This window comes from Azospirillum sp. TSO5 (assembly GCF_003116065.1).
Taxonomy (GTDB): domain Bacteria; phylum Pseudomonadota; class Alphaproteobacteria; order Azospirillales; family Azospirillaceae; genus Azospirillum.
In genome coordinates, this window is the sequence record NZ_LGQY01000032.1 from 138,458 (window position 1) to 158,418 (window position 19,961).

The window sequence follows — 19,961 nt, forward strand, 5'->3', positions numbered from 1 at the left end:
CCTGTCCGATCCCGTATCCGCAAGAGCAGCACGTCCCATGGCCAAGTCCCGCCGTTCCTCGTCCCGCAGCGCCCCGTCCGACGTTCAGGGGGCATGGCTGCGCCGCGGACTGGACCAGCCGGGCGGCAAGCTGCCGCTGTTCGACGAGCGCGGCCAGCGGGTGAAGAAGGCGACGGTGGAGGCCTGCCTGAAGGCCGGCTGGGCGGAGCGCTGGTTCGACAATCCGCTGAAGCCCGACTGGCTGGTCTGCCGCCTGACCGAGACCGGCCGCACCGCGCTCGGTGGAGATGGCCAGAGCGACGCCGCCCCGGTCGGGGAGCCGCAGGACGATGTTCGGCAAGGCGCGCTGATTTAGAAGAGAAAAGCGGCGATCGGCCCGGCGATGCGGTTTACTGGGCCGCTGGTTTACTGCGCTGCTTCGGCCAAGCCGCTTCCGCGCCTGATCCGCAGCTGGCGGTCTACCTCCGCCTGGAGCTGTCGCGGGGTCACCGGCTTGTGCAGGACGGCGACGCCGTGGGCGGAGGCATCGGCCAGGGTATCGGCGCCGGTCTCGCCGGTCAGAATCAAGGCAGGAACCTCGGCCCCATAATGTGCGCGCACGCGGCGGATCACCTCGGTGCCGACGCGCCCTTCGCGCAGACGGTAATCGGCGATGACGATGTCGGGCACGCGCCCCAGCGACTCCAGCCGGTCCATCGCCCGGTCGGCGCTGTCGGCGGCGACGACGCGGAAGCCCCACTCGGTCAGCACCGTCTGCAACCCCAGCAGCACCACCGCGTCGTCATCGACCAGAACCGCCAGCCGCGGCCGGTCGATGGCCGGCGGCCGTTCCGGACCACCCGGCCGCCCGGCCAGAAAACGGGCCGGAGCCAGCGGCACCAGGACGCGGAAGGCCGATCCCTGTCCATGGACCGACCGGACCTCGACGGGATGGTCGAGCAATTGCGACAGCCGCCGCACGATGGCGAGCCCCAGCCCCAGCCCGCGCAGCCGGTCGCGCTCCGGATTGCTGACCTGATGGAACTCGTCGAAGATGCGGTCGAGATGTTCGGGCGGGATGCCGATGCCGGTGTCCTGCACCTCGATCGCCAGCCGATCGCCGCCCGGCGCGGCGTCGATGCGGCAGCGGATGCGGATCGCGCCGGCCTCGGTGTAGCGCAGAGCGTTGTCGACGAGATTGCGCAGCAGTTGCATCAGCAGGCCGCGGTCGCTGCGCAGGACCGCCTCGCAGCTCTCCACCCGCCAGACCAGCCCCTTGGCGGTCGCCTGCTCGCCATAGGCGGCGTCGAGCGCGTCGGTGATCTCGCTGATCTCGAAGGTGTCCAGCACCGGCGTCACCACGCCCGCTTCCAGCCGCGACACCTCCAGCAGCCCGTCGAGCAGGCCCTTCATGGTGTCCAGCCCCTGGTCGAGCCGGGACAGCAGATCGCGCCCGTTGTGGTCGCCGACATGGCGGGCAAGTGCGGCGGACAGGAAGAACAGGGCCTGGAGCGGCTGGCGGAGATCGTGGCTGGCGGCGGCGAGGAACTTCGATTTCGCGAGATTCGCGCGCTCGGCTTCCTCCCGGGCGGCATCGCGCTCCGCTTCCAGCGACTGAAGGCGATGAATGAGACTCATGCTTCGACCACGGCTCTCACGGAGGATGATGGGGTTCCCGAAGGCGCCCCGTTTCCATTTTCGAACAGAACCGGGGATAATGTTAAACTGCATTAACCATAATCATGCTGCAGCGCGCAACCCCTCCCAGGCATATGTGCCGCATGGGCAGGGTCCATGAAGAAAAGGTTAATGGTGGTTCATATGCGAAAGCCCCGGCATTTTTCCGGGGCTTTCCGCATTCGGGACTCGATAAGCGGTCCTGCGCCAAACGTCGTGGGCAAACCTTTCGAGAGACCGGCCCTCAGAACCCCCGGCGGACGGCCATGTGGATTTCGCCACGGGTCAGTCCGATGTCGGACAGTTCGGCGTCGGACATATGGTTCAGCTCATCTTCCGCACGATGAAGTTCAATCCGTTCGCAGACCCAATGAACGACACGTTGAAAGAGGGTGTTTTCCTTTGTTCCGGCGGCAAACAATTCACCGGACGAAGACTGCATCGAAGAGTAGGCCATGTTGATCTCCTGCGTTTGGCGCTGATTACATGAGCCTATTTTGCCTTTCGCACCCGCGAAATCAATGGCCGACCCTCTGCGGCCCGGCGTCGGCAGACCTGCGGGAATTCGATAGAACATTCGTGGGCAAATCAACGCAGGCATAAAAAAACGCGCGGGGGTCTCCCCCCGCGCGTCTTTCGGAACAGTGGCTTGGCCGCCGGTCCGCTTACTTCACGCCCGGCTTGCGCGACAGGTTGTGGTGCGCCTCGATGTAGCGGACCGTGCCCGACTTGGAGCGCATGATGACCGAGTGGGTGTAGGCGCCGCCCGGGAAGCGGCGGACGCCCTTCAGCATGGCGCCATCGGTCACGCCGGTGGCGGCGAACATGACGTTGCCGCGCGCCAGCTCGTGCAGGCTGTACTTCTTGTCGAGGTCGGTGACGCCCCACTTGGCGGCGCGGGCCTTCTCGTCGTCGTTGCGGAACAGCAGACGGCCCTGGAACTGACCGCCGATGCAGCGCAGGGCCGCGGCAGCCAGCACGCCTTCCGGCGCGCCGCCGGAGCCGACATACATGTCGACGCCCGTGCCGGCCTGGCTGGTGGCGATGACGCCCGAGACGTCGCCGTCGTTGATCAGCATGATGCGGGCGCCGGCTTCACGGACGCGGGCGATCAGCTCGGCATGGCGCGGACGGTTCAGGATGCAGACCAGCAGCTCCTGCACCTCGGTGCCCTTGGCGGCGGCCAGCGCCTTCAGGTTGTTGGCCGGCGTCTCGTCCAGATCGACGATGTTGTCCGGCAGGCCGGCGCCGACGGCGATCTTGTCCATGTAGACGTCGGGGGCGTTCAGGAAGCCGCCCTCCTCCGCCATGGCGATCACGGCCAGCGAGTTCGGGCCGCCGGTGGCGCAGATGGTGGTGCCTTCCAGCGGGTCGAGCGCGATGTCGACCTTCGGACCGGAACCGATGCCGGCACCGACCTTCTCGCCGATGTAGAGCATCGGGGCTTCGTCGCGCTCACCCTCGCCGATGACGACGGTGCCGTCGATGTAGAGCGTGTTGAGAGCCTGGCGCATGGCGTCGACCGCGGCCTGGTCGGCCAGCTTCTCGTCGCCACGGCCCATCAGCAGCGAGGCCGACAGGGCGGCGGCCTCGGTCACGCGGACGGCCTCCAGCGCGAGGTTGCGGTCCATATGGGACAGATCGACATGCGTAGACGGCGTAGACATCGTGTGCTCCCCCCGACTCTTCGGTCGTATCAGGCTGATATTGGTTATTGTGGGAAACGGGGCAGGTGAGGACTGTCCTGTTCGGGAAAGGGCTTAGAACTGCCTATCAGAACTGTTCGATGCGGATCATCCGCGGCGGCTCCAGCACATTGTCGCTGGCCGCGATGGTCGCAAGCGCGCGCTGCATGGCCGCCTCGTCGGTGTCATGGGTGGTGAGAACCACCGGAACGCCTTCGTCCGGCGAACGGCCGCGCTGCAGGAACTGCTCCATGGAGACGTTCTGGTCGCGCATCGCCGCTGCGATATCCGCTATCACACCGGGGCGGTCCACGACCATCAGGCGGACGTAGTACGACCCGCGGCGCGATTCCATCGGCGAGGGGGTTGCCGCGCCCAGCCGATCGGCCGGAACGCCGAAGGTGGGCGTAGACCGCCCGCGGGCAATGTCGATCAGGTCGGCGACCACCGCCGACGCAGTCGGGCCGGCACCGGCGCCGCGGCCGACGAACAGAACCCGGTCGGCGAAATCGGCCTGCGCCACCACGGCGTTGAACACGCCGTCCACCGACGCGATGGGCGCGTTCTTCGGCACCATGCAGGGATGGACGCGCTGCTCGACGCCCTTGTCGGTGCGCCGGGCAATGCCCAGCAGCTTGATGCGGAAGCCCAGCTGGTCGGCATAGTCGAAATCGACCGCCGAGACCTGCCGGATGCCCTCGATATAGACCGACGGGAAATCGACCGGCGTGCCGAAGGCGACGGAGGCAAGGATCGCCAGCTTGTGGGCAGCATCGACGCCGTCGATGTCGAAGCTGGGATCGGCCTCGGCATAGCCAAGCGCCTGGGCATCGGCCAGCACATCGGCGAAGTCACGGCCGGTGGTCCGCATCTCCGTCAGGATGTAGTTGCAGGTGCCGTTCAGGATGCCGTGGATTTCCGACACGCAATTGGCGGCCAGCCCCTCGCGCAGCCCCTTGATGATCGGGATGCCGCCGGCAACCGCCGCCTCGAAGGCGACGGTCAGGCCGCGCGATTCGGCCTTCTGGGCGATCTCGGTGCCGTGGACGGCCAGCAGCGCCTTGTTGGCGGTGACCACATGCTTGCCGGTCTCCAGCGCCGTGGCGACGGTGTCGCGCGCCGGGCCTTCCGACCCGCCGATCAGCTCCACCACCAGATCGGCGCCGGATTGGGCGGCCATCGCAACCGGATCGTCGAACCACTGCACGCGCGACAGGTCGACGCCGCGGTCCTTGCCCTTGGAGCGCGCGCTGACCGCGACCACCTCGATCCGGCGGCCGCAGCGCTGTTCGATCAGCGAGGCTTGGGTTTCCAGCAGCTTCAGGACACCGGCGCCGACCGTACCAAGGCCGGCGACGGCGATTTTCAGGGGGGCTTGCTGGGCGTTCGGCATCAGGCTTTCGCTTTCTCGGATTCCAGAAGGGCGGCGCGGGCCACCGGGTCCTTGCTCGCCGCAACGCCGCCGGCGTTGGAACGGAAGAACTCCTTGATGTTGCGGGTCGCCTGACGGATGCGGTGGACGTTCTCCACCATCGCCAGACGGACATGGCCGTCGCCGTATTCACCGAAGCCGATGCCGGGCGCCACCGCGACCTCCGCCTGCTGCAGCAGCAGCTTGGAGAATTCCAGCGAGCCGAGATGGGCGAATTGCGGCGGGATCGGCGCCCAGGCGAACATCGACGCCTTCGGGCTCGGGACTTCCCAGCCGGCGGCGGCCAGACCCTCGATCATCACGTCGCGGCGCTGCTTGTACATGTCGCGGACCTGCTGCACGCAGTCCTGCGGACCGTTCAGCGCGGCGGCGGCGGCGACCTGGATCGGCGTGAAGGCGCCGTAGTCGAGGTACGACTTGATGCGGGCCAGCGCGGTGATCAGCGTCTTGTTGCCGGTGGCAAAGCCGATGCGCCAGCCGGCCATCGAATAGGTCTTCGACATCGAGGTGAACTCGACCGCGATCTCGCGCGCTTCCGGGATCTCGAGGATCGAGGGCGGGGGGTCGTTGTCGAAGAAGATCTCGGCATAGGCCAGATCGGACAGGATGTAGATGCCGTGCTTGCGGCAGAACTCGACGATCGGGCGGTAGAAGTCCAGCCCGACCACTTCGGCCGTCGGGTTCGACGGATAGTTCAGCACCAGCGCCAGCGGCTTCGGCACGCTGTGGCGCACGGCGCGCTCCAGCATGATCATGAAGCTGTCGATGTCGGTCGACGCCCCGTTCTCCATGCCGACCGGCAGATGGCGCACCGAGGCGCCGGCCAGGATGAAGCCGAACGGGTGGATCGGATAGCTGGGGTTCGGCACCAGGATGATGTCGCCCGGGCTGGTGATCGCCTGGGCGAGGTTCGCCAGACCTTCCTTCGAGCCGATGGTGACGATGCACTCCGTCTCCGGATCGACATCGACGTTGAAGCGGCGCTTGTAATAGGCGGCATGGGCCTTGCGCAGGCCGGGGATGCCGCGGGAGTTCGAGTAGCGGTGCGTCTTCGGATCGCGCACGGCCTCGACCAGCTTGTCGACGATGTGCTGCGGGGTCGCCTGGTCGGGATTGCCCATGCCGAGGTCGATGATGTCGGCGCCGTTGGCCCTAGCTCGCGCCTTCATCGCGTTCACTTCGGCGAAGACGTAGGGCGGCAGGCGCTTGATGCGATGGAATTCGTTGTTCGACATGGACGCTCCGGAAGACCGCTCCGGTCACGCCACGAACCCAAGAGACCTGCGGACCGGGACTGACGTTCTACCGCCCCGACGCGACGGAAGCGAGGCAAATTTCGTTGCCCGGCCTTTCAACCCGGCGCTTTCGCCGCAATGAGTTTGGCGGCCCTGGTAATAGAGTGACTTAACAATCTCCCTACCGACGTCGTGGTTAAACCTAACTGTCTCTTAACTCGTTAGCTTTCATACAGTCTTGAATCTGAGTGATCGCGCCGGGCTGCGATGGTTCCGTTTGCTGGAGATGTGAGATGGTGTCGCTTCTGAAGATCGCCGATGGCCTGCTCGGGAACATGCGCTTCTCACGGAAGATGGCGCTCGCCCTGTCGGTTCCGATGGGCGGCGTGGTCGTCCTGTCGTCTTTGCTGGTGTGGGAACAGCTCGACACCAGCCGCCGGGCCGCCGATCTCGCCTCCGTCACCCGCCTTTCGGTCGGGATGACCAGCGTCGTGCACGAATTGCAGAAGGAACGCGGAGCCTCCTCCATCTTCATCAGCGGCAAGCGCGATGACGACCGCCGCCGCATGGAGACGGTTCGAAGCGCCGCCGACGCCAAACTGTCCGATCTGACCCGGCAATTCGCCGAGGCCCGCATCCGTGACCCCCATGTCGCCGACGCGATGGCCGGCGCCCGCGACGCACTGTCGCAGCTGTCGCGGCTGCGGTCCGGGGTGGACGGCACGGCCCAATCCTCCATGGAGGTGGTGGCGAGCTACAGCGCCTTGATCCGCAAGCTGCTGGATGCCTCCGGGCAGGCGCGCAACCTGTCCGCCGACAGCGACCAGCTGCGCGCCGCCGACGCCATGGTCTCCCTGTCGGAGGCGAAGGAGCGGTTGGGCCAGCAGCGCGCCGTCGGCGGCGGGGCCTTCCGCAAGGACCGCTTCCCCGCCGACGCACATGAGCGCTTCATCGAACTGTCGGGCGAGTACAAGGCGCTGATGGGCGGCCTGATGGGAAAACTGACGGCCGAGCAGGCGCGCTACCACGACCAGACCGTTGCCGGTCCAGCCATTGCGGAGGTGGAGCGGATGCGGCGGATCGGCGTCGCCTCCGCCTACGGCGCCGGCAACCAGGGTGTCGACGCCGGAAAGTGGTTCGACACCATCACCGCCAACATCGACATGCTGCGCAGCGTCGAGATTCGCGTGGCCGACGACCTGATCGCGCTTGCCAACCGCGACGCGCAGGACGCGATGAACCGGCTGACCGGCATGGTCGTCGGCTTGACGGTCCTGCTGGCGATGATGACCGCGATCGCCGTGCTGGTCGCCCGCAACATCACCCGGCCGATCGCCCGCCTGAACGGCGATATGGCGCGGATGCAGGCCGGGGAGCGCGAACTGGCCATCCATGGCGCCGAACGCGCCGATGAACTGGGCGCCATGGCCCGCAGCCTTGATCATTTCCGCCTCGGCCTCGCCGAAGCCGACCGGCTCGCCGCCGAACAGCGGCGGCACCAGGAGGACCGCCTGCGCGAGGCCGAGCGGCTGGAACGGCTGGTGGCGGAGTTCGACCGTCACATCGAGGCGGTTGCCGAACAGCTGGCGGGCGCCGCCAGCGGCCTGCGCGGCAATGCCGAACAGATGAGCAGCATCGCGTCGCAAACCGAAAACCATGTGCTGTCGGTTGCCCGCGCGTCCGAAGGCGCCTCCGAAAATGTCCAGGCGGTGGCCGCGGCGACCGAGGAGCTGACCGCCTCCATCTCGGAGATCGGCCGGCAGATGACGGGCTCGACCGAGATGGCCGAACGGGCGGTCACCGACGTCCGCCGCACCGCCGAAATCATTGCCGACCTCAGCGGCGCCGCCCAGCAGGTGGGCGATATCGTGCGGATGATCACCGACATCGCCAGCCAGACCAACCTGCTGGCCCTCAACGCCACCATCGAGGCCGCCCGCGCGGGCGAGGCCGGCAAGGGCTTCGCCGTGGTGGCGCAGGAGGTGAAGCAGCTCGCCAGCCAGACCGCCAAGGCGACGGAGGACATCACCGCCAAGGTCGCGGAAATCCAATTGGCGACCGACCACACCGTCCAGGCCATCGGCGGCATCGGTACAATCGTCACCCACATCGAGGAGAACATCTCCGCCGTCGCCGCCGCCGTGGAGGAGCAGAACGCCGCCACCGCGGAGATCGGCCGCAATGTCCGTCAGGCCGCCGACGGCACCGATCAGGTCTCCCACAACGCGTCGCTGGTCGGCACCGAAGCCGGCCGCGCCGGCGCCATGGCGAAGGAGGTGCTGTGGATGGCCGATGCGCTGAAGCAGAACGCCGACGGCCTGCGCAGCGACGTGGCCGACTTCATCGGGAAGATCCGGGCGGCGTGAGGGGGGTTGGGGCGCCGTGGTCGCCGCTTTTCACCCCTCGGTGAGGCATGTATCCTAACAGCGCCCCGATTTTCTCCCGGAGGATCCCGTTATGCCCGTTTCGCCGACCCCGCCGGCCCGTCCCTCCCGGGTCACGGCCACCATTCAGGCGGAAGAACTGCCGCGGGCAATCACGGCCGCCCTCCCCTTCCGTCCACCGGCCGGTACCCGCTTTCGGGTCACAATCGAACCGGTCGAGGAAAGCGAAGAGGAGCGCAGGCAATCGCTGAAGGACGACATCGCTGCCGGACTGGAGGATGCCGATGCCGGACGCACAACGGATGGCGAACGGCTTTTCGAACGGCTGATCGCCAAATACGCCAAGGCCGGCCAGCCCGAACTGGATTGACCGGTCAACATGATACGGCTTGACTTTGCTGCGGCGGCAGAAGCCGATCTGGAGAGCATCGGCGATTACATCGCCCAAGACAATCCGCTTGCCGCCATTCGCATGATCCTGGACATCCGGGATCATTGCCGGAAGATTTCCTCGATTCCGGCCATCGGCCGCACCCGTCCAGAGTTGGGAGCCGGTTTGCGCAGCCTGTCCGTTTCACCTTACGTGATCATCTACAGGCATGAGGAACCGGATCGGGTCGTCGTGGTCCGTATCGTCCACGGTGCACGCGACCTGCCGAAGGTGGAGAGAGAGTAGCCGCCCCTCAGAGTTTGTGAGTTTTTAGAGGCTCTTGTCGCCCGTCATCCCCGCGAAGGCGGGGATCCAGGCGGCTCAGCGCCTAAGCCATTGAACCGGATGGATTCCCGCCTTCGCGGGAATGACGGGCGAGAGACGCTTATGATGAAATTCGATGCGGTTCAAACCTCAGGCGTCTCTCAGCAGACCTCACAAACCCTCACCCCACCCCGGTTGCCTTCGCGTATTTCCGCTTCGCCACTTCCAGCGACGCCAACAGCTGCTGCCCGGTCGCCCCGCCGTCGCCGCTGACGCGGCCGGTCATCACCGCCTTGATCGCGTCGACATGGGCCTTGAACAGCAGATGTTCGTTGGCGGTCACCGTGGTCAGGCCGCTGCGGGTGGCCTCGTAGAGCGACTTGGCGATGTGGGTGATCAGGGGATAGCCGAAGATGCCGCCCTGCCCGCGCATCTCGTGGGCGGCGCGGTTGACCTGGGCCAGAAGGCCGGGCACCGACTCCGGCTCGCGCGGCAGGCGGTCAACGCGGCGGCCCATCTCCTCCACCTCCGCGCCGATCCACACGGCATAGTCGCCGGCGCGGTTCAGGATTTCCTCCTCCGCGGCGGCCAGCACCTCCGGCGGCAGGGTCGGCACCGGATCGCGCGGGGCGAGGCCGACCTTGGCGCCCAGACGGTTGGGCAGGTCGAAATAGATGACGGGGAAGCGGTCGATGCCGCGCGCCTTCGACGCGCTGTGCACCACCAGGATCTCCGACGGTGCGGTGGTCCGGCAGTCCATGGCGACCGGCTTGTCGGCGCGGCGGCGGTCGGGACCGAAGTAGCCCTTGGCCAGCACGAAGCGGCGCGGCCGGGCGATGGCGAACAGCAGCCGGCTGGCGATGGTCTGGGCGGAGAAGGGCTTGGCGATGAAGTCGGTGGCGCCGAGATCGCGCGCCTGCTCCACATACTGACGGTCGGCGGCGCCCGACAGCATCAGCACCGGCAGAAACTTGTCCGGGCTCTTGGGACTGTAGCGGATCCAGCGCAGCAGCATCAGCCCGTTCACCTCGGGCATCACCAGATCGGACAGGATCAGGTCGACCGGGGCGGTCCCCGGCGGCAGCGCCGCGCGGCGCTCCTCCAGCCAGCGGATGGCGTCGGCGCCGCTCGCCACCCCCTCCACCCGGCCGATGCCGATGGCGCGCAGGGTGGCGGTCAGGACCGAGCGGATGAAGCCGCTGTCCTCCACCACCAGCACCGAGAGAAGATCGAGCTTCGGCTGGGTCATCGCCCTCTGCTTCGCCAACCGGGCCATTTTGCCGCATTCGGATTCCATTTCTGGCACAGGCTCGTCCGATTGGCGAGCGGCAAGCGGAACGGGAGACAAACCGGCTCGCCGCGGTTACCCTCCCCCCGCCGGAAGGCCCAACAATCAATCAGGAGAGGAACCGCACGATGCCGCAACCCGATCACGTCATGGCCCTGCCCCTGCCGGAGAAGCCGGATCTCGATCCCGACATGCAGGTCCTGTTCGACAAGTGCAATGAGAAGCTGGGCTTCGTGCCCAACGTGCTCCAGGCCTACAGCCTGCGGCCGAAGAAGCTGCGCAACTTCGCCATGCTCTACAACGAGCTGATGCTGGGCGAGAGCGGTCTCAGCAAGCTGGAGCGCGAGATGATCGCCGTCGTGGTCTCCTCGGCCAACCATTGCTATTACTGCCTCGTCGCCCATGGGCAGGCGGTGCGCAAGCTGTCCGGCGATCCGGAACTGGGCGAGATGCTGGTCGCCAACTACCGCGTCGCCCCGCTGGAGCCGCGCCAGCGCGCCATGCTCGATTTCGCCTGGAAGCTGACCGAGAACCCGATGTCGGTGGGCGAGGCGGACCGCGAGGCGCTGCGCGCCGTCGGATTCAGCGCGGAGGACATCTTCGACATTGCCGACACGGCCGCCTTCTACAACATGTCCAACCGTCTGGCGACCGCGGTGGACATGATCCCGAACCGCGAGTACCACAGCCAGGATCGGTAAGGCCGTTCAGCGCCTTCGTCGAGGCCACACAGGGTAGGAATCATGGCGATCGTCCGTTTCTTCGTCCGTCTGTTCGCGCTCATCGGGCTGCTTCTGGTGGCCGGCGCGGTGGCCGTGGCGGTGCTGGTGGTGCGTCATGAACCCACCCTGCCCGACGCGGTGGTGCTGGACCTCGACCTGACCAAGCCGCTGGCGGAGAGCGACAGCGGCAAGATCGGCAGCCTGTTCGAACACCACACCACCCTGCGCGAGGTGCTGGATGCGCTGGACGGCGGCCGGCGCGACCCGCGGGTGAAGGGCGTGCTGGCCCGCTTCGGCGACGACAGCATCGGCTTCGCCCAAACGCAGGAGCTGCGGACCGCCATCGAGCGGTTCCGCGCGTCGGGCCGCTTCGCCGTCGCCTTCGCCGAGGAATATGGCGGGGCCGGGGCGGGCAACCGCTCCTACCTGCTGGCCAGCGCCTTCGACGAGGTCTGGCTGCAGCCGATGGGCACGCTCGGCATCACCGGCCTGTCGGCGGAGCTGCCCTTCGCCCGTGGCGCCCTCGACCAGTTGGGCGTGCAGCCGGACTTCGCCCAGCGCGAGCAATACAAGAGCTTCGCCGAGACCTTCACCAAATCCGGCATGACCCCGGCCAACCGCGAGATGATGGAGGCGCTGGTCACCGATCTCGGCAACCAGCTGGTCGACGGCATCGCCAAGAGCCGGCGCCTCGCCCCCGCCTTGGTCCGCACCGCCATCGACAAGGCGCCATTGCTGAGCAAGGAGGCGCTGGACCAGAAGTTCGTCGACCGGCTCGGCTATGCCGACGAGGCGCGCGACGAGGCGCTGAAACGGGCCGGCGCCGGGGCGGAGGCGATGGAGCCGGCCGATTACCTGTCGGTCGCCGGCAGCCCGAACGGCAAGGGGCCGACCATCGCCCTGATCCACGCCGTCGGCACCATCACCGGCGGCGAGAGTGGCAAGCCGGCGCTGGGCGGCACCTCCGCCGGGTCGGAGACCATCGTCGACGCCATCGAGGAGGCGGCCGACGATCCCGACGTGCGCGCCATCCTGTTCCGCATCGACAGCGGCGGCGGCGCCGTCTCGGCGTCCGAGGCGATCCGGCGGGCGCTGGTCCGGGCGCGGCAGAGCGGCAAGCCGGTGGTCGCCAGCATGGGCGACACCGCCGCGTCGGGCGGCTATTGGATCGCACTCGCCGCCGACCGCATCGTCGCGTCCCCCGCCACCATCACCGGGTCGATCGGCGTCGTCGCCGGCAAATTCGCCATCGGCGGCCTGTCCGACAAGCTGGGCATCCAGTGGGACCGGGTGCAGGGTGGGCGCAACGCCGGCATGTGGTCGCCGCTGCGCCCCTTCGACGACAGCGAAACCGAACGGCTGAACGCCATCATCGACGACACCTACGCCAACTTCCTGCAGCGTGTGGCCGAAGCCCGGCACATGACGCCCGAACAGGCGCGCGGCGTCGCCAAGGGCCGCGTCTGGACCGGCGCCCAGGCCCGCGAACTCGGCCTCGTCGACGATCTGGGCGGGCAGGAGCAGGCGCTGACCCTGGCCCGCACCGCCGCCGGCCTGTCGCCCGACGCCCCGGTGACGCTGGCGCCCTACCCGCCGCCGAAGTCGGTGACCGACCAGCTGCTGGACCTGATGTCCGGCAAGGGCGAACTCGTCGGCGCGCTGGCCGCGGTATCGGAACTGCGCCCGCTGCTGGCCCATCTGCGCCCCCTGCTCGCCGCCACCCAGACCGACGGCGTGCAGGCCCGCATGCCGGCGATGACGCTGGAGCGGTGAGCCCGAGCAGTCAGAAAATTCCCTCTCCCCAGGGGGCAGGGCAATCGCATTTGGCAATCATGATCCTATACAAGGAAGCACGTCATTCCCGCGAAGGCGGGAATCCAGGCTTTTCCATCAGATCCGCCTTGCGAGCCCTGGATCCCCGCCTTCGCGGGGATGACGGAGGTCCCCTCCAAGGAATATGAGTCGCATATGCGATTGCCCTCTCCCCCTGGGAGAGGGGGAGTTCACCGCTCAAAGACATCAACGTCCGAGACGACCGATCATGACAGAGACCGCCGCCAGCCCGTCGCAAGCCGCCGCCGACCATCCCGTCTTCACCCACCAGGAGATCCTGCGGGTGTTCAGCGGGGTGGCACTGGCGATGCTGATGGCGGCGATGGACCAAACCATCGTCGCCACTGCGCTGCCGACGATGGCCAGCCAGTTCGGCGGGCTGGAGATGCTGCCCTGGGTGGTCACCGCCTATCTGCTGACCTCCACCACCACGACGCCGATCTACGGCAAGCTGTCGGACCTCTATGGCCGCAAGCGGGTGCTGCAGACGGCGATCATGCTGTTCCTGGCCGGCTCGCTGCTGTGCGCGATGGCGCAGAGCATGACCCAGCTGATCCTGTTCCGGGGCTTGCAGGGGCTGGGCGGCGGCGGGCTGATGTCACTGGCCTTCACCATCATCGGCGACGTGGTCGCCCCGCGTGAACGCGGACGCTACCAGGGCATGATCGGCGGCGTCTTCGCGCTGGCCAGCGTCGCCGGACCGCTGCTGGGCGGCATCTTCACCGAGACCATCGGCTGGCACTGGATCTTCCTCATCAACCTGCCGCTGGGCGTCGCCGCGCTGGCCATGACGCGCAGCACCCTGTCGCGCCTGCCCGCCGGCCGGGCGAAGCCGCGCATCGATCTGGTCGGGGCGGCGCTGCTGACCGGTGCGGTGACCACCCTGCTGATCGTGGCCACCCGCGGCGATGCGATGGGCTGGGGCAGCCCGGCGGCGCTCGGCCTGCTGGCGGCCGGCCTCGTCATGCTGGCGGTCTTCCTGTGGCACGAGCGGCGGATCGAGGAGCCGATCCTGCCGCTGCACCTGTTCCGCCGTCCGGTGGTGGCGGTGGCGACGCCGGTGGTCGCCGTGTCGGCGATGGTCCTGTTCGCCGGCATCGTCTATCTACCGCTGCACCTCCAGCTGGTGCAGGGCACCAGCGCCACCGTGTCGGGCCTGCTGCTACTGCCGTTGGTGCTGGGCATGACCTTCGGGTCGGTCGGCGGCGGCCGGCTGATCGCGAAGACCGGGCGCTACAAGGCCTTCCCGCTGGCCGGGCTGGCGTTGTCGGGCGTGATGTACGCGCTGCTCGGCACCCTGCCGGAGCTGGCGGCGGACGGGCTGTGGTCGACGCTGATCCTGGTGCCGCTGGGCATGGGTCTGGGGCTGGTGATGCCGGTGATGACGGTGGCCGTGCAGAATGCGGTGGAGCAGCGCGACCTCGGCGCCGCCACCGCGTCGGTCGGCTTCTTCCGCTCGCTCGGCGGGTCGGTCGGTGTCGCGGTGTTCGGCGCCGTCTTCAACGCCGTGGTGTCCGACCGGCTGGAGGGCGCCGGCCTGTCCGGCCGCTCGGTTCTGGACCATGGCGCCGCCGCCCTGGCCACCCTGCCCCCGGCCGCCCGCAGCGGCGTGGTGGCAACGCTGGAGCATGGCTTCGCCACGCTGTTCCTGCTGGCCACGGCGCTGGCGGTCGTCTCCTTCGCCATGACGCTGTTCCTGAAGGAACTGCCGCTGCGGTCCGCCAATCCACGCCGTTCCAAGGCCGCCCCGGCGGCGGAAGGCTGATCGGTCGGGACCGGTTGCTCTACGATTTGTCGCTGGGGAAGTGCCGCTCCTCCCCCAGCCGGTCCTCGATGTAAAGCAGATTGACCAGGACAAGCACGACCACGGCGATCGGCGTCGCCAGGAACATGCCCATGATACCGAACAGCACGCCGCCGGCGGCAATCGCGCCGATGGTAACCACCGGCGGCAGATCGACCACCCGCTTCTGCAACAGCGGCGTTATCAGGTTTCCTTCCACCTGCTGGATGACGAGGTAGAGCCCGGCCACCCACAGCGCGTCCTGCGGTGACTGGGCGAAGCCGATCAGCAGCGCCGGCACTGCCGCCAGGAAGGGGCCGACCAGCGGGATGAATTCCAGCAGCCCCGCCACCATGCCCAATGCCAGCGCCGACGGGATGCCGAGCAGCCAGAGCCCGACCGCGATCATCGTCCCCACCGCCGCCATCGCCACCAGCTGCCCGATAAGCCACTTCCACAGGCTGTCGCCGGCCACCTCCATCACCTCGCACGCCCGCCCCTGCCCGCGCGGCGGCACCAACAGGACGACGCCGCGCTGGTAGACGCCGGGCGACGCCGCCAGATAGAGCGCCGCGAACATCACCACCACCGCATCGCCGACGATGTAGATGAGGGTGGAGGCGAAGCTGCCGAGCTGATTCATCCAGGGCCACTCCTTGCCCTGCTCCACGATGCGCTCGCGCCAGCTGTCCGGCAGCAGCCCGCTGGCTTTGACCACCTGTTCGCGCAACTGGTCGAACTGCGCCGCCATCGAGGTGCCCATCAGCCAGGCGCCGCCGCCGACCAGAACCACCAGCACCAGCAGCACGATGGCCAGCGCCCAGCCGTGGGCCAACCCGGTCCACCGCCGCACATAGCCGGTCAGCCGCTGCAGCAGGATGGCGAACAGAACGCCGGTGAAGATCAGCAGAAGCGTGCCCGACACCTTCCACAGGAAGATCCCCAGCGCCGCCACCCCGGCGACGATCAGCACCTTCCAGGTGAAGACGGCCAGTTCCCCGCGCCCGGCGCGCGCCGGCGGCTCGTCCTGCGTCGCCGCGCCGCCCGGCTTGGCGGCATGGTGAGCGGTGGGCCTGCTGGGTATCGCCATCGTTCGAAACTCCCGCACTTGGCGCCGCCCTGACGGACGGCCTTCGGGGGAGAACGCGCAAAGACCGCCGACGTTGCGGAAAGTCAGCAGGCTAGGTCGTCGGCGATAGTCCGAAAATGGGTATGGAAGCCGCCGGGCGCCGCCCCATATCAAACGTGACGCCAAGGAGTCATTCTCGCTGATGTCACTTGAAGAGCCCGCCTCCCGGCGGGCTTTTTTTTGGGCAGCCCGATCTTACCGCCGAGCTTCCGGCGGGAAGATCAGGGTGACCTTCAACCCCGGCTCATTGTCGCCCAGTTCCAGCCGTGCGCCGTGCAGCGTCGCCACCGCATCCACCAGACTGAGCCCCAGCCCGTTGCCGGGCGAGGCGCGGGCGGTGTCCAGCCGGACGAAGCGCTGCAGGACCTTGTCGCGCATCTCCGCCGGAATGCCGGGTCCGCTGTCGGCGACCTCGATGCTGGCGGCGCGGCCGGGGGCCGGCCCGTCGAGCACCAGCGTGATGACGCCGCCCTCCGGCGTGTATTTGATGGCGTTGTCCAGCAGGTTCGACACCGCCTGCGCCAGAAGCTGGCCGTTGCCGCGGACGATCGGCTTGCCGCGGATGTCCACCGACAGGCTCTGCCCGCGTTCATCCGCCACCGGCTCATAGAGGTCGGCGGCCAATGCAACCACCTCGGCCAGATCGACCGGAACGAAGTCCTGGCGCTTGGCCCCCGATTCCGCCTCGGCGATCGATAGCAGGGCGGTGAAGGTGGCGAGCAGCCGGTCGGCCTCGACGATGGTGTCCTGCAGGACGCTGCGGTAGACCTCCGGGTCCTCCGTCTCGTGCAGCAGCGCCAGCTCGATGCGGGAGCGCAGGCGGGTCAGCGGCGTGCGCAGGTCGTGGGCGACGCTGTCGGTCACTTGCCGCATGCCGGTCATCAGCCGTTCGATGCGGTCCAGCATGGCGTTGAGGTTGCCGGCCAGCCGGTCCATCTCGTCGCCGCCGCCGAAGCGGGGAACGCGGTCGCTCAGGTCGCCGCTCATGATCTGGCGGGTGGTGCGGTTGATCGCCTCGATCCGCCGCATGGCGCCGCGGCTCATCAGCAGCCCGCCCCCCAGCCCGAGCAGGGCGGTGGACCCCAGGATCCAGCCCAGCGAACGGAACATGCGGGTGCGCAGCTGGTCGATCTCGCTCATGTCGCGGCCGACCAGCAGGCGGAACTGCCCCGGCAGCGTGAAGGTCACGGCCTGCGCCGTCGACGGCCGGTCGGTGACCCCGCCATAGTCGGCGACCTTGAAATGGGTCCAGCCGCTGGCATTGGGCACCGCCGCCGGCCAGCCCGACAGGTTGCCGGCCAGGATCGTCCCGGCCGGCGTGGTCAGCAGATAGATGGAGTTGTTGTTGGCGACCGCGCTGCGCGTCCGCACCACGTCGATGAGCCCGGACAGTCCGTAATTGCGGTAATGGTCCTGCAGGCCGGCGACCTCCAGCGCGATGGTCTCGCCGATCTCCTGTTCGAGGAATCCCGCCGTGGTGCGGTAGACGACACCCAGGATCAGCCCGACCGACAGGACGAACATCGCCAGATAGAGCAGCGCCAGCCGGAACGCCGTGGCCCGCACCAGCCGAAAGCCCGCGGCGACGAAGCCGTGCAGGCCGGCGGCCGCGCCGTCATGTTTCATGGAGATGCACCGGGACTCACGCCTCCGCCGCGCGCAGGCTGTAGCCGGCACCGCGCACGGTGTGGATCAGGGGGGTGGGAAAGTCCTTGTCGATCTTCTGGCGCAGACGGGCGATGTGCACGTCGATCACGTTGGTCTGCGGATCGAAGTGATAGTCCCAGACATTCTCCAGCATCATGGTGCGGGTCACCACGCTGCCGGCGTTGCGCATCAGGTATTCCAGCAGCGAGAACTCGCGCGGCAGCAGGTCGATCGCCTTGCCGGCGCGCTTGACGCTGCGCGACAGCAGGTCGAGTTCCAGATCGCCGACGCTGAGGCGGGTCTGCGGCTGGCCGGCGCCGCGCCGGCGCACCAGCACCTCGATCCGGGCCAGCAGTTCGGAAAAGGCGAAGGGCTTGGTCAGGTAGTCGTCGCCGCCGGCCTTCAGCCCCTTCACCCGGTCGTCGACGCTGCCCAGCGCCGACAGGAACAGCACCGGCGTGTCGTTGCCGGCCGCCCGCAGCACCTGGACCAGCGACAGCCCGTCGCGGCCGGGCAGCATGCGGTCGACGATCATCACGTCGTAATGCTCGGCCCCGGCCAGGAACAGGCCTTCCTTCCCGTCGTTAGCGACGTCCACCACATGGCCCGCCTCCTTCAGCCCCTTGGCAAGGTAGCTGGCGGCCTGACGATCATCTTCGATGACGAGAATCTTCATGAGCACGAGTGTAGCCTCCCAAAACAGCCCGGCCAAGCATGACTAGAATCTCCCTCTCCCCGGGGGGAGAGGGAGATTCTTACAGCCTCACGATTCGGCCGGACCTTGCCTCAAGCCTTCAGCTTCAGCGCGACGAAGGACTCGTTGCCCTGGCGGTTGATCAGCATCAGCAGCGCCTTCTGCCCCGCCTTCTCGGCTTCCGCCACCTGATGGCGGACGTCGGCCGGGCTCTTCACCTCGGTGTCGCCGATCCGTTCGATCACGTCGCCGGGGCGGATCGGCACATCAACGCTGGAGGACAGGCCGGTCACCACCACCCCATGGACGTTATCGTCGATGCCCAGCCGCTTGCGCGCCGCCCGGTCGAGCGGGGCGAGCTTCAGCCCCTTCACCGGCGCGACCTCCTCCTGCGCGGCGGAGCCGTTGCCGGTGTCGGCCGAGGCGACCTGCGTCTGGTCGGACAGGCGGTCGATGCGCACCGGAACCGTCTTTTCGCGGCCGTCGCGCAGGATCTTCATCTCGACCGTATCACCGGCCTTGGTCTCCGCCACGTTGCGGGTAAGGTCGCGCAGGGTGTTGACCGGCTTGCCGGCATAGGACAGCACGACGTCGCCCTGGTGCAGGCCGGCGCGCTGGGCCGGGCTGTCGGCGGTGACGTCGGCCACCAGGGCGCCCTTGGCGCTGGGCAACCCCACACTATCGGCAATGTCCGGCGTCACCTCTTGGATCTTCACGCCGAGCCAGCCGCGCTCGACCTTGCCGCTCTCCTTCAACTGGGCCACCACCTCCTTGGCGAGGTTGGAGGGAATGGCGAAGCCGATACCGACCGAGCCGCCGTTGGGCGAGTAGATGGCGGTGTTGATGCCGATCACATGGCCGCTGAGGTCGAAGGTCGGGCCGCCCGAATTGCCGCGGTTGATGGCGGCGTCAAGCTGGAAGTAATCGTCGTAGGGACCGCTGTGGATGTCGCGGCCGCGGGCCGACACGATGCCCTTGGTGACGGTGCCGCCGAGCCCGAACGGGTTGCCGACCGCCATCACCCAGTCGCCGACGCGGGTCTTGTCGCTGTTCGCCCAATCGACCGAGGGCAGCGGCTTGTCCGACTTCACCTTCAAGAGGGCAAGGTCGGTCTTGGCGTCGCGGCCGATCAGCTTGGCCGGCATGGCGGTGCCGTCCTGCAGGGTGACGGTGATCTCGCTGGCGCCGTCGATGACGTGGTTGTTGGTCACGACATAGCCGGCCGGGTCGATGATGAAGCCGGAGCCGAGCGCCCCCATCTTGCCGCGCGGCGCCTGTTCCTGGTCATCCTGACCGCCGCCGGGACCGCCGCCAGGGCCGCCGTTTTGGCCCATCTGGTCCTGGAACTGGCGGAAGAACTCCTCGAACGGCGAGCCGGGCGGGAAGCCGGGGATCTGCGGGCCGCGCTGCGCCCGCGGTTCGGCCTTGGCCTCCTGCGTGGCGGAGATGTTGACGACGGCAGGGCTGACCTTGGCGGCGAGATCGGCGAAGGTCGAGGGGGTGTCCTGCATCATCGTGACGGCGGGCGGCGTGGCGCCGTTCTGCTGAGCCTGCGACACCGCCCAGCCGGCCAGCGCCGGAGCCGTCAGCACGGTCGAACCCAGCAGCAGGGCGGCGACGGTCCGGCGAAAACGGCCCGGACGCTGGGTCTGGTTCGGGGTCTGGCTCTGGGTGGGAGGAAGGGTGGTCATGACGGCGACACTCCAATCAGGCGATTCCGACTTCCGGAAGGCGATGGCCGGCCTTCAGACCGCCGCACCGCCTCACCGCTGTTGTCCT

At 68.0% G+C, this 19,961-nt stretch carries 17 protein-coding genes; 7 read left to right on the forward strand and 10 right to left on the reverse strand.

Features of this window, described 5'->3' with window-relative positions:
- Positions 1-37: 37 nt before the first annotated feature.
- Positions 38-355: a hypothetical protein gene (locus TSO5_RS10155; protein ID WP_109151468.1), complete on the forward strand. Its 318-nt coding sequence runs from the start codon at positions 38-40 to the stop codon at positions 353-355.
- 50 nt (positions 356-405) lie between these two features.
- Here the strand turns inward: TSO5_RS10155 and TSO5_RS10160 are convergent, their stop codons facing one another.
- From TSO5_RS10160 to TSO5_RS10180, 5 genes are all read right to left on the reverse strand, one after another.
- Positions 406-1,617 carry a hybrid sensor histidine kinase/response regulator gene (locus TSO5_RS10160; RefSeq protein WP_109151469.1) on the reverse strand — a complete coding sequence of 404 codons (1,212 nt, stop codon included), beginning with the start codon at positions 1,615-1,617 and terminating at the stop codon, positions 406-408.
- Positions 1,618-1,900: 283 nt separating this feature from the next.
- Complete coding sequence (locus TSO5_RS32670) at positions 1,901-2,113, reverse strand: DUF1127 domain-containing protein (RefSeq protein WP_158282391.1); 213 nt, start codon at positions 2,111-2,113, stop codon at positions 1,901-1,903.
- A gap of 208 nt (positions 2,114-2,321) precedes the next feature.
- Positions 2,322-3,323, reverse strand: coding sequence for a class II fructose-bisphosphatase (glpX, locus tag TSO5_RS10170; RefSeq protein WP_199230844.1), 1,002 nt, complete (start codon positions 3,321-3,323; stop codon positions 2,322-2,324).
- 106 nt (positions 3,324-3,429) lie between these two features.
- Positions 3,430-4,734: a homoserine dehydrogenase gene (locus TSO5_RS10175; RefSeq protein WP_109151471.1), complete on the reverse strand. Its 1,305-nt coding sequence runs from the start codon at positions 4,732-4,734 to the stop codon at positions 3,430-3,432.
- Positions 4,734-6,008: an LL-diaminopimelate aminotransferase gene (locus TSO5_RS10180; RefSeq protein ID WP_109151472.1), complete on the reverse strand. Its 1,275-nt coding sequence runs from the start codon at positions 6,006-6,008 to the stop codon at positions 4,734-4,736. Before TSO5_RS10180 ends, TSO5_RS10175 begins: the two co-directional genes overlap by 1 nt.
- Positions 6,009-6,301: 293 nt before the next feature.
- Between TSO5_RS10180 and TSO5_RS10185 the strand changes: the two genes are divergently transcribed.
- The 3 genes from TSO5_RS10185 to TSO5_RS10195 all read left to right on the forward strand — a co-directional run bounded on the left by TSO5_RS10185 (position 6,302) and on the right by TSO5_RS10195 (position 9,068).
- Positions 6,302-8,374 (forward strand): nitrate- and nitrite sensing domain-containing protein, encoded by a 2,073-nt coding sequence (locus tag TSO5_RS10185; protein WP_109151473.1) that lies wholly within the window; start codon positions 6,302-6,304, stop codon positions 8,372-8,374.
- A 91-nt stretch (positions 8,375-8,465) separates the two neighbouring features.
- Positions 8,466-8,762 (forward strand): hypothetical protein, encoded by a 297-nt coding sequence (locus TSO5_RS10190; protein WP_109151474.1) that lies wholly within the window; start codon positions 8,466-8,468, stop codon positions 8,760-8,762.
- Between the two features lie 9 nt (positions 8,763-8,771).
- The gene (locus TSO5_RS10195; RefSeq protein WP_109151475.1) at positions 8,772-9,068 is read left to right on the forward strand and encodes a type II toxin-antitoxin system RelE/ParE family toxin; all 297 of its coding nucleotides are present in this window, start codon (positions 8,772-8,774) and stop codon (positions 9,066-9,068) included.
- A gap of 199 nt (positions 9,069-9,267) precedes the next feature.
- On the opposite strand, the gene TSO5_RS10205 is transcribed toward TSO5_RS10195, so the two are convergent.
- A complete protein-coding gene (locus TSO5_RS10205) occupies positions 9,268-10,335 on the reverse strand; it encodes a response regulator (RefSeq protein WP_109151547.1) in 1,068 nt (355 codons plus the stop codon).
- 167 nt (positions 10,336-10,502) lie between these two features.
- On the opposite strand from TSO5_RS10205, the gene TSO5_RS10210 reads away from it, so the two are divergent.
- From TSO5_RS10210 to TSO5_RS10220, 3 genes are all read left to right on the forward strand, one after another.
- A complete protein-coding gene (locus TSO5_RS10210; protein ID WP_109074497.1) occupies positions 10,503-11,075 on the forward strand; it encodes a peroxidase-related enzyme in 573 nt (190 codons plus the stop codon).
- Between the two features lie 42 nt (positions 11,076-11,117).
- On the forward strand, positions 11,118-12,869 hold the full coding sequence (sppA, locus tag TSO5_RS10215; RefSeq protein WP_109151477.1) for a signal peptide peptidase SppA: 1,752 nt from the start codon (positions 11,118-11,120) through the stop codon (positions 12,867-12,869).
- Positions 12,870-13,137: 268 nt separating this feature from the next.
- A complete protein-coding gene (locus TSO5_RS10220; RefSeq protein WP_109151478.1) occupies positions 13,138-14,694 on the forward strand; it encodes an MDR family MFS transporter in 1,557 nt (518 codons plus the stop codon).
- A 19-nt stretch (positions 14,695-14,713) separates the two neighbouring features.
- Here TSO5_RS10220 and TSO5_RS10225 read toward each other — a convergent pair whose 3' ends face one another.
- From TSO5_RS10225 to TSO5_RS10240, 4 genes are all read right to left on the reverse strand, one after another.
- Positions 14,714-15,802, reverse strand: a complete 1,089-nt coding sequence (locus tag TSO5_RS10225; protein ID WP_109151479.1) for an AI-2E family transporter — start codon at positions 15,800-15,802, stop codon at positions 14,714-14,716.
- A 234-nt stretch (positions 15,803-16,036) separates the two neighbouring features.
- The gene (locus TSO5_RS10230) at positions 16,037-17,467 is read right to left on the reverse strand and encodes an ATP-binding protein (protein WP_109151480.1); all 1,431 of its coding nucleotides are present in this window, start codon (positions 17,465-17,467) and stop codon (positions 16,037-16,039) included.
- 16 nt (positions 17,468-17,483) lie between these two features.
- Positions 17,484-18,164 carry a response regulator transcription factor gene (locus TSO5_RS10235; RefSeq protein WP_109151481.1) on the reverse strand — a complete coding sequence of 227 codons (681 nt, stop codon included), beginning with the start codon at positions 18,162-18,164 and terminating at the stop codon, positions 17,484-17,486.
- A gap of 110 nt (positions 18,165-18,274) precedes the next feature.
- Entirely contained in the window at positions 18,275-19,873 is a 1,599-nt protein-coding gene (locus TSO5_RS10240) for a DegQ family serine endoprotease (protein ID WP_109151482.1), read from the reverse strand.
- Between the last annotated feature and the right edge of the window lie 88 nt (positions 19,874-19,961).